The organism is Hymenobacter gelipurpurascens (assembly GCF_900187375.1).
Taxonomy (GTDB): Bacteria; Bacteroidota; Bacteroidia; order Cytophagales; family Hymenobacteraceae; genus Hymenobacter; species Hymenobacter gelipurpurascens.
In genome coordinates this window covers 373,216-387,446 of sequence record NZ_FYEW01000003.1, presented here as the reverse complement: position 1 = coordinate 387,446, position 14,231 = coordinate 373,216, and the positions used below count along the sequence as shown (strand labels likewise).

At 55.5% G+C, this 14,231-nt stretch carries 10 protein-coding genes; 4 read left to right on the top strand and 6 right to left on the bottom strand.

Features of this window, described 5'->3' with window-relative positions:
* Position 1: 1 nt before the first annotated feature.
* Positions 2-1,453, top strand: coding sequence for a hypothetical protein (locus CFT68_RS19930; protein WP_141106638.1), 1,452 nt, complete (start codon positions 2-4; stop codon positions 1,451-1,453).
* A 94-nt stretch (positions 1,454-1,547) separates the two neighbouring features.
* On the opposite strand, the gene CFT68_RS19925 is transcribed toward CFT68_RS19930, so the two are convergent.
* The 6 genes from CFT68_RS19925 to CFT68_RS19900 all read right to left on the bottom strand — a co-directional run bounded on the left by CFT68_RS19925 (position 1,548) and on the right by CFT68_RS19900 (position 11,696).
* The gene (locus tag CFT68_RS19925) at positions 1,548-2,972 is read right to left on the bottom strand and encodes a Glu/Leu/Phe/Val family dehydrogenase (protein ID WP_088845439.1); all 1,425 of its coding nucleotides are present in this window, start codon (positions 2,970-2,972) and stop codon (positions 1,548-1,550) included.
* 199 nt (positions 2,973-3,171) lie between these two features.
* Positions 3,172-4,959 carry an acyl-CoA dehydrogenase family protein gene (locus tag CFT68_RS19920; protein ID WP_088845438.1) on the bottom strand — a complete coding sequence of 596 codons (1,788 nt, stop codon included), beginning with the start codon at positions 4,957-4,959 and terminating at the stop codon, positions 3,172-3,174.
* Between the two features lie 332 nt (positions 4,960-5,291).
* Entirely contained in the window at positions 5,292-6,470 is a 1,179-nt protein-coding gene (locus CFT68_RS19915; protein ID WP_088845437.1) for an acetyl-CoA C-acyltransferase, read from the bottom strand.
* 169 nt (positions 6,471-6,639) lie between these two features.
* Positions 6,640-9,048, bottom strand: coding sequence for a 3-hydroxyacyl-CoA dehydrogenase/enoyl-CoA hydratase family protein (locus tag CFT68_RS19910; RefSeq protein WP_088845436.1), 2,409 nt, complete (start codon positions 9,046-9,048; stop codon positions 6,640-6,642).
* Positions 9,049-9,191: 143 nt separating this feature from the next.
* On the bottom strand, positions 9,192-9,668 hold the full coding sequence (locus CFT68_RS19905) for a MarR family winged helix-turn-helix transcriptional regulator (RefSeq protein WP_088845435.1): 477 nt from the start codon (positions 9,666-9,668) through the stop codon (positions 9,192-9,194).
* Between the two features lie 246 nt (positions 9,669-9,914).
* On the bottom strand, positions 9,915-11,696 hold the full coding sequence (locus CFT68_RS19900; RefSeq protein ID WP_088845434.1) for an AMP-dependent synthetase/ligase: 1,782 nt from the start codon (positions 11,694-11,696) through the stop codon (positions 9,915-9,917).
* A 200-nt stretch (positions 11,697-11,896) separates the two neighbouring features.
* Here CFT68_RS19900 and CFT68_RS19895 point away from each other — a divergent pair, with 200 nt between their 5' ends.
* The 3 genes from CFT68_RS19895 to murQ all read left to right on the top strand — a co-directional run bounded on the left by CFT68_RS19895 (position 11,897) and on the right by murQ (position 14,199).
* Positions 11,897-13,045 (top strand): formimidoylglutamase, encoded by a 1,149-nt coding sequence (locus tag CFT68_RS19895; RefSeq protein ID WP_088845433.1) that lies wholly within the window; start codon positions 11,897-11,899, stop codon positions 13,043-13,045.
* Between the two features lie 25 nt (positions 13,046-13,070).
* On the top strand, positions 13,071-13,334 hold the full coding sequence (locus CFT68_RS19890; protein WP_088845432.1) for a cytochrome b5 domain-containing protein: 264 nt from the start codon (positions 13,071-13,073) through the stop codon (positions 13,332-13,334).
* 64 nt (positions 13,335-13,398) lie between these two features.
* The gene (murQ, locus tag CFT68_RS19885) at positions 13,399-14,199 is read left to right on the top strand and encodes an N-acetylmuramic acid 6-phosphate etherase (RefSeq protein WP_088845431.1); all 801 of its coding nucleotides are present in this window, start codon (positions 13,399-13,401) and stop codon (positions 14,197-14,199) included.
* Positions 14,200-14,231 lie beyond the last annotated feature (32 nt).

The following is a 14,231-nucleotide window of genomic DNA, read 5'->3' as shown; positions in this document are numbered from 1 at the left end:
CGTGCGACTTTCTTCCGTTTTAGCCGCTAGCCTGTTGCTGGCTGGTTTGCTTGCCGGCCCCACGTCGGTAGTGGCCCAAAGAGTAAAATCAGCGCCGTTCAGTTATTTGCCTGAGCGCGCCGATGATCGATATAACCAGCGCGTCCTGCGTAAAACCATTCCCCTTTCGAGTGGTGGTTTCGTGATTCTAGCCCACAAATCAGCCACCGAGTACGCCGTTGAGCGTTATGATGCCGACCTGAAACGGACCTGGTCTACTGCGGTGCCGTTGTCGGCTGATCAGGCCATCGATGCCTTTTCCTGCTCGGGCAATCAGGCTATTGTGGTCATACATCAGAAAAGCGGTTCATCGCAGGTGTTATCAGCCCAATCTTTCGAGCTGAGCAATGGACAAAAGGCTCCGCTTAAAAAACTGGTGGAAGCGGATGCCCGCGACCGTCGCCCCAGCGTGGTCTTCTCCCCCGATGGCAGTAAGCTGGTGGCCTGGCGTTACCTCACCCGCAATGAGCAGATCAGAGCCGTAAATGCTTCTGTTTATGATGAGAAGCTCCTGAAGCTTAAAGACCGCACCTACGATTTCCATGATCAGGGCGGCTTCTTTTCTATCACGGTACAGGTTGCCAATGATGGCTCGCAGTACGTGACGCTAGTAGGAGACGGCATGAAGAAGCTGACTGTGCGCCGCTACCGCAACGATTCGCCCGAGGTGAAGGTGATGTCGGTATCTGTGGGGGGTACATTTGGCGGCAAAGAAGTGAACGTCTTCGACTCCCGTTTTGCTTTGCAGGCGGATAATACGCTCTACGCTGCCGCCATCTGCAACGAGCGCGAGACGGGCCTGTACCAAAGCCTAAAGCTGGTGAAATTTGATTTCAGCGGTGAGGGAGATATGAAATTCGCGCCCGAGTTCAAATTCACACCCGAGTATCTGGCCGAAACCAATAAAGCCAGCGGCGCTACTGCCAAACGCCTGGAAGACGTGTACCTGACTGACCTGCTCCTCACCGAGGAAAAGCAGTTGGTAGTAGTGGCCGAAAAGAAATACGAGGAAGGCGGAGAAGACTCGCCGGGCCACACGCGGGAACTGCACTTGTTCGGTTACAACGAGTTTCAGTCGCCGAGCTGGCACAGCATCATTGCCAAAGATCAGGTTGCTCCTGCCGCCGAGGGTTTCAGCAGCATTGGCTACCGCGCCGCCGTATTTGGGCAGGATATCCAGTTTGTGACCTGGGAGAAAATCAAGAACAAGTCAGACTTATACTTGCGCCGCGTGAATGCCCAAACGGGTGTGGTGCAGGAACCCAAAGGCTTGGGCCTGAACGTAGCTTCCGACCAAAACCCTTCCTACGTGAAAGATTTCACAGGCTGGCTTGATGCGAAAACGCTGGTTGGCGTAAGCAGGCCTAGCAAGAAATCGGCGGCGCTTATGCTGAATAGGATCGTAGTAAAGTAGGCCCTAGGCCACTTCCCATTTCGCGTATAAGAAAAGTAAAAGGGCCACTTCCAGATAGGAAGCGGCCCTTTTTCTGCCGGATGCCAACAGTGGCCTACGGAAAAATACCGAGTGACTGGTAGCTTACCCCGATCTTCTCAATAGCACTGTAGAAAGCCGCCGTACGCAAATCCGTGATGCCCTCTACCTCATCCATCACCTTCCGGATAGACTGATACGCCGTAATCATGGTGTCCTCAAGGCCGGAGCGTACGAGGTCAATTTCGTCGGCACCATGCACGATTTGCTGGCGCTCCTCGGCCGTGAGGGTTTTGCCGGTGGTGCGCTCAATGGTAGCAACCAAGCGGCGCATAGCACCTTCCTCAGCTCGCTTGCCCATACGACCGAAGCGTACATTGGAAAGGTTTTTCAGCCACTCGAAGTAGGAAACCGTTACGCCACCCGCGTTGAGGTATAGGTCAGGCAGAATGATGATGCCCTTTTCCAGCAGAATCTTCTCAGCGCCCTGTGTGGTAGGCCCGTTAGCTCCTTCGGCAATAATTTTGGCCTTGATCCTAGCTGCATTGCCTTCGTGAATCTGGTTTTCCAGCGCAGCCGGTATCAGCACGTCACACTCGTACTCCAGCAGGTCTAGGGACTCAGCTATGTCTTTCGCGCCAGGGAAGCCTAGCACCGAACCAGTTTCCTGGCGGTGCTTAAACACGGCGGCTACGTCTAGGCCAGTCTCACTATAGATACCGCCTTCCCGCTCGGCAATGCCGGTAATGATACCGCCATCCTGCTGGCAAAAATGAGCCGCGAAGTAGCCCACATTGCCCAGCCCTTGCACAATGATGCGCTTGCCAGTCACGCCACTGCTAAGACCTACTTTTTTCAGCATCGGCTCATCCAGCAGTAGTTCGCGGAGGCCGTAGAACACGCCTAGGCCAGTTGCCTCGGTCCTGCCCCGGATACCACCCTGGCCTACGGGCTTGCCGGTTACGCAGCCTAGAGCACTGGTGTCGCCGTACTTAAACGTCATGTATGTGTCGGCAATCCAGGCCATTTCCCGGCCGCTGGTGCCGTAATCAGGGGCTGGCACGTCCATACCGGGGCCAATCAAGTTTTTCTTGATCAGCTCCGTGGCATAGCGGCGCGTTACGCGCTCCAGGATATTTACGGGGGTAGTACGGGGGTTAATTTTTACTCCACCTTTGGCCCCGCCAAATGGCACATCGACCAACGCGCACTTAAAGGTCATGAGTGTGGCGAGGGCCATTACCTCCTCCTCATCCACATATACACTGTAGCGGATGCCGCCTTTGCTGGGCAGTTTGTGGTGGCTGTGCTGCACCCGAATGCCTTCGAACACCTGCACGTGGCCATCAACTTCCACCGGGAAGTTGACCTTGTAAATACTGTTGCAGGCCCGGATTTGGGCAATAATGCCGGGGTCCAGCTTGGAGAAGCTCGCGGCGTGGTCGTAAAACCGCAGCACACTCTCGTAAAAGTCTTTACCCTGTACCTGTTCGTTGGCCATACCTAGTGGGAGTTGGGGTGGAGTATCTGCTTGCAAACGGCATCTGAGGGCTATGCGTTGTGCATAAAAGCAGAAAGCTGCTCCTGATATCAGGAGCAGCTTTCTGCTTTTATGGGTTTCGGAGGCTTGAATCGGGCAACTGCCTGCCAGCACTTGCGCCGATACTCAATCAGTCCGAATAGTGGCCTAGCAATACACGCTAGTACGTGTACTCGTTGGCGGCAATCAGGTGGTCGGCAATGCGACGACGGGCTTCCTTGGCGTTGTAGAGGTCAGCCTTAGTGAAGCGCTTGAGGCCCATAGCCAACAGACGCTGTTCGTCGCCTTCGGTCATGGTGCCGATGGCGTCTTTGCCGAACTTGTTTACCTGGTCCACAGTGTCGTAGAGGTACACGCGGGCAATGTCAATTTGCGTTGAAACAGCCTCTTCGCCTTTCACGCCGGCCTCTTTCTCCACGCGAAGAATGGTGCTTTCGGCGGTGTAGACTTTGATAGCCATATCGGCAATGTTCATCAGTACTTCCTGCTCTTTAGCGAGCGAGTTCATGTACTTCTGCACGGCCGTGCCAGCTACCATCAGAATGGCCTTTTTCAGCTTGGCAATGGTCTTTTTCTCAGCAGCAAACAGGCCAGTTTCTTCTTCCAGGTTGAAGTCCGGAATAGCCATCAGCTCCTGTTGCACGGCCTGGGCGGGGCCCATCAGATCCAGCTCACCTTTCATGGCCTTCTTCAAGATCATATCAACGGCCAGCATGCGGTTGATTTCGTTCGTGCCCTCAAAGATGCGGTTGATGCGCGAATCCCGGTAGGCGCGGTCCATGGGGTAGTCGGCCGAGAAGCCGTAGCCACCATACACCTGCACGCCTTCATCCACCACGTAGTCAAGCACTTCCGAACCTTCTACTTTCAGGATGGCGCACTCCACGGCAAACTCGCGGGCAGCACCCAGCAAGGCCTCGTTGTGGCTCTGGCCTTTAGCCAGCAACTCCTGCTCCATGCGGGCAATGTCCATACCGGCGCGGTAAATAGCCGACTCTACGGCGTAGATACGCACAGCCTGCTGGGCCAGCTTGAACTTGATAGCGCCGAACTTGCTGATAGGCAGTTTGAACTGCACCCGCTCGTTGGCATACTTGATGCTCAACGTAGAGGCCATTTTGGTAGCACCCAAGCAAGCAGCAGCCAGCTTAATACGGCCGATGTTCAGGATGTTGAAGGCAATGAGGTGGCCTTTACCAATCTCGCCCAGTACCGCTGATTTCGGCACTTTCACATCCGAAAGGAACACCTGACGCGTAGACGAGCCCTTGATGCCCATCTTGTGCTCTTCGTTGCCGAGGCTTAGGCCGGGCGTGTTGCGCTCCACAATGAAGCCGGTGAACTTATCGCCGTCAACCTGAGCAAACACAATGAATACGTCGGCGAAACCGCCATTCGTAATCCACATTTTCTGACCGTTCAGCACGTAGAACTCGCCGTCTTCGGTCGGAATAGCTTTGGTTTTAGCACCCAGCGCGTCAGAACCCGAGCCGGGCTCCGTGAGGCAGTAGGCACCCATCAGCTCACCGCTGGTCAGGCCAGGCAGGTATTTGGCTTTCTGCTCTTCGTTGCCGAAGTACAGAATGGGCAGCATAGCAATACCCGTGTGAGCCGCGAAAGCAACTGGGAACGAGTGGCCACCGCCTACGCCTTCGGTCACGCGCAGGGAGGTAGTAAAGTCCATGTCCAGTCCGCCGTACTGCTCCGGGATGCTTACCCCAAACAGGCCTAGCTGACCAGCTTTCTCCATCAGGCCGCGCATGAGGCCCTCTTCATGGTTATCGAGGCGCTCCAGTAGGGGCTGCACTTCTTTTTCCACGAAGTCCAGAGCCGTCTGGTGCATCATGTTCTGCTCCTCCGAAAAATCGGCGGGGGTAAATACGTCCTGAGCGTCGGTTTCTTTGATGATGAACTCGCCGCCTTTCACAAGCTTGTTAGTTACTTCCATGACCGGGTGAGATGTTGGGGTTGGGAAAAAATCGATGTCGAAAAGAGAAAGAAGATACTCGGCATACCTACTATTTGGCTACCACTAGCCCCTTCAGTGTGGGATACCGAAAGATAGCAAATTATGTTATGCTTGCCGAGTACTTTCTGAAAAAGAAACCCCGAGTGCCGGGGTTCTTAATCTTTTTAAGCAGAACAGTTTACCTAAGTATCTGGTTCTGAAAACGGAGCAGATTCGGTGGTCGGTGCCGTAGGCCAGTTGAGTTTTCCTTAGGAAAACGCTGCCACGCTTTCCGGCGGCGCACGCCACCGACCACCGAACCCGCTACCGGCTTATTTCAGCAATTCGTAGATGCCGGCTACGCCCTGGCCGCCGCCTACGCAGGCGGTTACCATGCCGTACTTTTTGCCTTGCGCCCGCAGCTCGTGGAAAAGCTGAATGCTAAGCTTAGCGCCCGAGCAGCCCAGTGGGTGGCCTAGCGCAATGGCACCGCCATTCACGTTCAGCTTGCTCTCGTCAATGTCCAGCTCGCGGGTAATGGCAATCGACTGAGAAGCAAAGGCCTCATTCAGCTCAAACAGGTCGATATCCTGGAGCTTCATGCCCGCCTGGCGTAACGCCTTCGGAATAGCCTTGATCGGGCCCATACCCATGATGCGCGGGTCGATGCCTTCGGTGGCATAAGTAATCATGCGCGCAATGGGCTCTAGGTTCAGCTCTTTCACCATGCGTTCCGACATTACGATGACGAAAGCGGCACCATCAGAAGTCTGAGAAGAGTTACCAGCCGTTACCGAACCATTAGCCGCGAATACCGGACGCAATTTGGCCAGCGCCTCAATGGACGTGTCAGCACGTGGGCCTTCGTCGGTATCTACTACAAACGAGCGGTTCTTCTTCTTGCCAGTAGCCTGATCGAGGTAGGTTTCTTCTACCGTGATGGGCACAATCTGCTCCTTAAACTTGCCGGCCTGAATCGCCTTGATGGCCTTCTGGTGCGAGTTGTAAGCAAACTGGTCCTGATCTTCGCGCGACACTTTGTAGTCCTGCGCTACAGCTTCGGCCGTGAGGCCCATGCCGAGGTAGTAGTCTGGGTGCTGCTGCGCCAGTTTATAGTTGGGCACCGTTTTCCAGCCCACGGTAGGCACCATGCTCATGCTCTCGGTGCCACCGGCCACGATGCACTCAGCCATACCCGCCGAGATTTTGCTGGCGGCCATGGCAATGGTTTCCACGCCGGAACCGCAGTAGCGGTTCACGATGAGGCCCGATACGTTCATGGGTAGCGCCAGTAGCGAAATCAGGCGGCCCATTTGCAGGCCTTGCTCGGCTTCCGGCACCGCGTTGCCTACCATCACGTCATCAATGCGCGTGGGGTCGAGGGCGGGCACGGAGGCTACCAGGTGCTTGATGACGTCGGCGGCGAGGTCATCGGGGCGGGTGAAGCGGAAACCGCCGCGGGTGGCTTTGCCAACGGCCGTGCGGTAACCAGCTACGATATATGCATTCATTGTAGTGAGTCTTGAAGAAAATAGTGGGATTAGAGCTATTCTAGGCCTAGTTCCTCTTGAGGTTAGAGTAGTTGCTGATGATAGAACATCTAGTCACACTAGGTTCGTTCTAGACCAGTCAACCACCCCTACCCTCTCCTCTTCAGAGGCAGGGAACTAGGTTTTAGCTCTAGTTTCTCAAGGGTTTGCCAGTGGTCAGGATGCTCTGAATACGCTCCAGCGTTTTCCGCTCGCCGGTCAGCGAAAGGAAGGCTTCACGCTCCAGGTCCAGCAGGTATTGCTCCGATACTTCGGTGGGGCTGCTTAGGTCGCCGCCGCACATGATGTAGGCCAGTTTGTTGGCGATTTTCACGTCGTGGTCAGAGATGTAGCGGCCCTCCTTCATGGCGTGCACGCCGGTCAGGAACATACCGAGGGCGCCTTTGCCTTGCACCTTGATGTTGGTTTTCTGCACGGGCTGGGTGTAGCCATCTTCAGCCAGCTCAATGGCAGCAGCTTTAGCTTGCGCGATGACGCGGTTGCTGTTTACCACTACCTCGTCGCCGCGGCGCAGGAAGCCCAGATCGAAGGCCTCAGCCGCGGAAGTCGAAACTTTGGCGGTGCTGATGGTCATGAAGCTGTTGCGGAGCAGGTTGTACTCGGGCTCTCCTTCTTCATACTTGGCTGCGGTGCGCAGGGTCATTTCCTTGGTACCACCGCCGCCGGGAATCAGGCCTACGCCAAATTCCACGAGGCCCATGTAAGTTTCAGCGGCAGCTACAACTCGGTCGCAGTGCAGGTTCAGCTCGCAGCCGCCGCCTAAGGCGAGGCCGTGCGGAGCGCCTACCACCGGAATGCTGCTGTAGCGCATGCGCATCATGGCCTGCTGGAACTGGGCAATCATCAGGTTCAGCTCGTCGTACTCCTGGTCTAGCGCGAACATGTACACTAGGCCTAGGTTGGCACCGGCCGAGAAGTTTGGCGCGTCGTTGCCAACAACCATACCGCGGAAATCCTTTTCGGCAATTTCCACACCTTTCATCAGGCCCTGAATCACGTCGGAGCCCAGCGCGTTCATCTTGCTGTGGAACTCCACGTTTATAATGCCGTCGCCGAGGTCCAGTACCGAAGCACCGGCATTTTTCCAGATGACCTTGCCCGTAGCGCGCAGGTTATCGAGGATAATGAAGTTCTCAACACCCGGAATGGCTTTGTAGGCCTTGGCCTCGATGTCGTAGAACTGCTTTACGCCTTGCTCGCTGACCTTATAGAAGGTAGCGCTGCCAGCGGCTAGCATTTCCTGCACCCAAGGGGCAACCGTTTTGCCTTCAGCCTGAGCCAGCTCCAATCCTTTCTGAACGCCTAGGGCATCCCAGGTTTCAAACGGACCCATCTCCCAGCCGAAGCCAGCACGCAACGCGTCGTCAATCTTAAACAGAGAGTCAGTTATTTCCGGAATCCGGTTGCTCACGTAGGCAAACAGGCCCGCGAAGGTTTTGCGGTAGAAGTCAGCGGCTTTGTCTTTGCCGGCTACCAGGACCTTGAAGCGGTCAGCCAGTTTTTCGATTGGCTTAGTGCTTTCCAGCGTGGCAAACTTCACGCGGGCGCTGGGCTTGTATTCCATCGCGGCGAGGTCAAGCGCCTGAATCTCCGATTTGCCGCCTTCGCCTTTTACTTTCTTATAGAAGCCTTGAGCAGTTTTGTCGCCTAGCCACTTGTTCTCCGCCATCTTCTTGATGAAGTCCGGCAGCTGGAACACCGCTTTAGCTTCGTCATTGGGCAGGTTCTGGGCGAGGCCGTTGGCTACGTTGATCATCGTATCCAGGCCTACCACGTCCGAAGTACGGAAGGTAGCCGACTTGGCGTGACCGATAACCGGGCCGGTGAGCTTGTCTACTTCCTCTACCGACAGGCCTAGCTGGCTCATCACCTGCACCACGTCCATGATGGCGAAAACGCCTACGCGGTTAGCAATGAAGGCAGGCGTGTCTTTGGCGAGTACGGTGGTTTTACCTAGGTACAGGTCGCCGTAGTGCATCAGGAAATCCACTACCGCCTGGTCCGTGTCCGGGGTCGGAATAATTTCGAGCAGCTTCAGGTAGCGCGGTGGGTTGAAGAAGTGCGTGCCGCAGAAGTATTTTTTGAAGTCGTCGGAGCGGCCCTCCGTCATCATATGAATCGGGATGCCGCTGGTGTTGCTGGTGATGAGCGTGCCGGGCTTGCGGTATTGCTCCACGCGCTCGAACAGGCTCTTTTTGATATCGAGGCGCTCTACTACTACCTCAATCGTCCAGTCGCAGGTGGCAATGTCCTTGAGGTTGTCGTCGAAGTTGCCGGTCTTGATGCGGCTAGCATCGGCCTTGCGGTACAAGGGCGACGGGTTAGCGGCTACGGCAGCCTGCAGGGAGCTGTTGACAATGCGGTTCTTCACCGCGGGGTTGTCCAGCTTCAGGCCTTTCGCTTCTTCAGCTGGCAGAAGCTCTTTCGGTGCGATGTCGAGCAGCAGTACTTGCACGCCGATGTTGGCGAAGTGGCACGCAATGCGCGAGCCCATCACACCGGAGCCCAGTACAGCTACTTTTTTGATGGTACGATTCATTCGTGGGGGAATGAGTGGGTGAGAAATGAAAGAATCAGAAAGGATAATTTGGCTGCCAAACTACTCGTCATGCCGAATTTTTAGCCGTAAGAAAACCCCAGACTAGGGGATTTTCGGGCAGTAAAAAAGCCCCAAGAACAGGCCTAAGCCGGCGACTCGGAGCGCAAAGGTTTCGGTTTGAAGTCGTCGTAAAGGGTTTTACCCTCAATCATGCCGGTGATCTGACCTACTACCTTAAAAAACACGTTCAGCTCGCTCTGCGGGATTTTCTCACGCACCTTCAGGTTGAAGTGACGTACCGTTTGGCGGGAAATTTCTTTACCCCGTAGGCCCTCTTCCGTCAGGAAGATGCGCACCGAACGTTTATCCTGGGTGTCAGCCTGTTTATAGATGAGGCCTTTCTCTTCCATGCTGCGTAGAATACGCGTCAGGGAGCGAGTTTCCAGCCCCAACAAAGGCGCTATCTTGGTGGCAGGCGTACCGTTCTCCTGGTCGATGTTCAGCAGCACGAAGCCAATGCTCGTGGTGATGTCGTGCTTAGCCGCCTGCGTATTGTACATGCGCGAAATGGCGTGCCAGGCAACTTTGATGTTATAATCGACGGTTTCTTCGGGTGTCATGGGTGAGGGGAGCAAGTCCGGTAAACATACAGAAATATGTTATGCTTGCATACTAAGTTACGCAAAAAAAGTTTGCTCCTCCAGCAAGTGGCCTAGCACTTGGCGGCAGGCGGCTTTTCGATATCCACCTACTGGCCTAGCCGTTGGCACGGGCCCGCTCTGCTACCACATCTTAAGTTACAACAAACCAAAAGGCTTGGCTACTCTACTGAGTAACCAAGCCTTCGGCAAGTGCCTGCTCAACTATTACGATTTCACAGCTTGTTGGTACAAGCTGTCAATGAGGTCTTTATTATTAGCCGTAATGATCTTGCGCTTGACTTTCAGGGTGGGCGTCATTTCACCGGTTTCTACGGTCCAGAGTTGAGGCAGCAGCACGATTTTCTTCACCTGCTCCCACTGGGCGAAGTCCTTGTTGTACTTGTGCACGAGGTCTTCGTACATCTTCACCACCTGCTCTTTCTTGACGAGCTCCTCATTGGAGCAATTGCAGTCTATGCTGTTGCGCTTGCACCAGCCTTTCAGGTCATCAAAGGAAGGAATAACGAGAGCGGACGGAAACTTTTGCCCGTCGCCGACGACCATGCACTGCTCTACCAGCGGCGACTCCTTTAGCTTGCTTTCCAGTACCTGCGGGGCAATGTACTTGCCGCCTGAGGTTTTGAACATCTCCTTCTTACGGTCCGTTATTTTGAGGAACTTCCCGTCTACTATCTCGCCGATGTCACCGGTATGGAACCAGCCCTCCTCGTCAAACTCCTTCGCCGTTAATTCGGGCTTGTTGTAATAGCCTTTCATCACCGACTCCGACTTGGTCAGAATCTCACCATCAGCAGCAATTTTCACTTCCGTGTTATCGATGATAGGGCCTACAGTGCCAATCATATTGTTCTCGGGCTCGTAGCCGCCCACCGCAATTACCGGCGAGGTTTCAGTGAGGCCGTAGCCTTCCATAACGGGAATACCCGCCGACCAAAACACCCGAGCCAGGCGCGGCTGCAGGGCTCCGCCCCCACTTACAATGCAGCGCAGATTACCCCCCAGGGCTTCGCGCCATTTATTGAAAATCAGCTTATTGGCCAGCGCCAATTGCGTGTTGTAGAGGAAGCCGTGGTCTTTCTGGTTGTCGTACTTCAGGCCGAGGTTCAGGGCCCAGAAGAACAGCTGCTTTTTCACGCCTTCCAGCTCGTGGCCTTTCGCCACAATCTTATCATATACTTTCTCCAACAAACGCGGCACGGTGGTAAAGATCTGGGGCTTCACTTCGCGCAGGTTATCCGCAATGGTTTCCATGCTCTCAGCATAGTAAATGCTTACCCCATTGATGAGGTAGATATGCGTTACCATGCGCTCGAAGATGTGGCAGAGCGGCAGGAAGCTCAACGCCCTATCATCCTTTGTGACGGGCACAAAGCGTTGCGCGTTGCGGCAGTTGCTGAGGATGTTGTTGTGCGTCAGCATTACGCCTTTGGGCTGACCGGTGGTGCCGGAGGTGTAAATCAGGGTCAGCAGGTCGTCGGGCTGCACGGCAGCTTTGATAGGTTCTAGGTCGGCGGGGTTGCCTTTTTTCCCTAGTTCCAGCAATTCATCAAAGTGCCGGGCTCCGGCAATCTTATCGAAGGTGAAGATATTCTCGGCCGGAATATCCAAGCCTTGCGTGGCCTCCAGCACCTTATCGAGCAGTTTCTTATCAGACACGAAAACAGCTTTCACGCCGGCATCCGTAAAGATGTACTTGTAATCTTCCACCGTGATGCTGGGGTACATCGGCACGCTGGTGGCGCCGAGCTGGGCAATACCAAAATCGGCGAACATCCACTCCGGGCGGTTCATCGAGATGATGGCCACCTTATCATCTTTTTGGATGCCCAAGCTGCGCAGCCCCAAGCTTACCTGATTTACCTTTTCTACTGCCGCATCGGTGCTGATGGGCGTATACTGGCCATTTATCTTGGAGGCGAAGCAATCAGGTTTATTGTACTTCTGCTTAAGCTGGGGTAGAATGTCGAAGGTGCGACGGATGTCCATAGGGAGAGAAGGCACTAAGGTGGGACTGGCGAATAGAGGCTGGGATGTTTGCTGCACGGGCCGCGTAAGGTAAGCCGAACAGGAAAGGCTGCTTAAATAACTACTTTTTTCGCGGGAAAGCTCATTTCCGTTGCAGAAAGCTGATAGGGCCATGGCCGGCTTTTACGTAGCTTTGTACACGTCCGCACCTTCCGCGCCCGATGAATCTGGCCATCTTTTTTGATCCGCTCCACGAAGAGCTGATTTCTGCTTCCTCTTCTTCTACCACGCTGGCTACCTATGTCACGCCGTTTCTGGATGCATTTCCGGACTGGCGGGTGGCAGACCTGGCCCTTATCGGCTTGGATGAATGGCGCGGTAGTGCGCTGGGGGCGCCTGCCACCCACGGCGCCAATGCGGTGCGCAGTAGCTTGTATCAATTACAGAAAGGGGCTGGGCCCGTGCGCCTCGTAGATTTGGGCAATCTGCGGCCCGGACTTACGCTGCAAGATACCTATCAGCGCCTGCGCGAAATTATTGCGGCCCTGCTGGAGCACAACACGGTTCCTATTCTGCTCGGCGGCTCCCACGACCTCGACTACGGCCAGTTCCTGGCCTACGAAACCCTGGACCGGGCCGTGAGCTTCGCCACCATTGATGCCCGCGTGGATATGGCCGAGCAGGACGGCTCCTGCCCCGAGGAAAGCCATTTGCGGCGCATGCTGATGCACGAGCCCAGCTTCCTGTTCAACTTCGCGCAGTTGGCCCACCAGCAGTACCTAGTTGCGCCCGATGTGCTGGCGGCTCTTGAGAAGCTACATTTCGAAACTCTGCGCGTAGGTCAGATCCGCGACGACATCCGGCAGGCCGAGCCACTCCTGCGCCAAGCCGACTTTGTGAGCTTCGATGTGGCGGCGCTGCGCTGGAATGATGCACCCGCCTATTATCCGCCCAACCCATTTGGCCTGACCAACGAGGAAGCCGCGAAACTGGCCTGGTACGCGGGCCACAACGACCAGCTCAGCTCTTTCGGCCTATACGGCTACCGGCCCGATCATGACCACCATGGCCTAGCTGCCATGACGCTGGCTACCATGCTCTGGTACTTCATTGAGGGCTATTACCACCGCCGGGGCGAAACGGATTTCCAGAGCAAACGCTTTATCCGGTATGCTGTAGGCCTGCCGGGCACACCCGCCAAGCTGGTGTTTTACAAAGGCAAGCGTACCGAAAAATGGTGGTTGGAAGTGGAGAGCCTCGCCGACAGCGACATCAAACGCATTGTACCCTGCAGCTACCAGGATTATTTGCGCGCTGCTCAGGGAGATTTACCTAACCGCTGGATTCTGACCCAGGCCCTTTTGGGATAATACTTCCCGCTAGGCCTATGCCCCGATGAGCGACCAACTACCCGACTCCGTTCCAACGCTACCGCGCTATAGCCGCGCCCAGCTGGCCCTGCGCAACGGCCAAGACCGCGACGAAATTTGGGTGGCCTACCAGGGGCTGATTTACGATGTGACCCGCTCACGCCTCTGGAAGCGCGGCAACCATTACGAGCACTGGGCCGGCCAGGACCTGACAAAGGAGCTCGACCACGATGCTCCGCATACCAACCACGTCTTCGATAAATTCACTGTTATTGGGCAGCTAGTGTAGCTTCTGAGGTGGAAACACTTTTTCGGCTGCAACACATATCTGCTTTTCCATTCCCATCCCACTTATGAGTACTACTGAAAGCCCTTCCCACTTCAATAACCTCGAAACGCTTTCTACCCACGAGCTGCTGGCGGGTATGAACACTGTGGACCAGACCGTACCACAAGCGGTAGCGAAGGCCCTGCCTCAGATTGAAGCGCTGGTAGAGGCTACGGTGGCCCGGCTCGGCAAAGGAGGGCGGTTGTTTTACATTGGGGCCGGCACCAGTGGCCGGCTGGGTATTCTGGATGCCTCGGAGTGCCCGCCTACGTTTGGGGTGCCGCACGGTGTAGTTGTCGGGATTATTGCGGGCGGCGACACGGCCATCCGGAAAGCGGTAGAAAATGCGGAGGATGACGCTGAGCAAGCTTGGAAGGATCTACTGGCCTACGACATCAACGACCAGGATATTGTAGTGGGCATTGCCGCCTCTGGGCGCACACCCTACGTTATAGGTGGCCTAGAGCAGGCCCGAAAGCATGGCTTGGCTACAGGCTGTATCGTGTGCAATGCCGGCTCGGCCGTAGCGGCTGCCGCCGAATTTCCGGTAGAAGTGGTAACCGGCCCCGAGTTCGTCACGGGTAGCACACGCCTGAAAGCGGGCACCGGCCAGAAACTGGCGCTCAACATGCTCACCACAGCCACCTTTATCCGGCTGGGCCGCGTGAAAGGCAATAAGATGGTGGATATGCAGCTCAGCAACGCCAAGCTGGTGGACCGAGGCGAAAAGATGCTTATGGATGAACTGCAGATTTCGCAGACAGAAGCTGCCGAGCTGCTCCGGCAGCATGGCTCGGTGCGGGCGGCCCTTGTGGCCCGGAAATAAGCATGCGTATTGGCTGCTAGGCCAGTATAGCA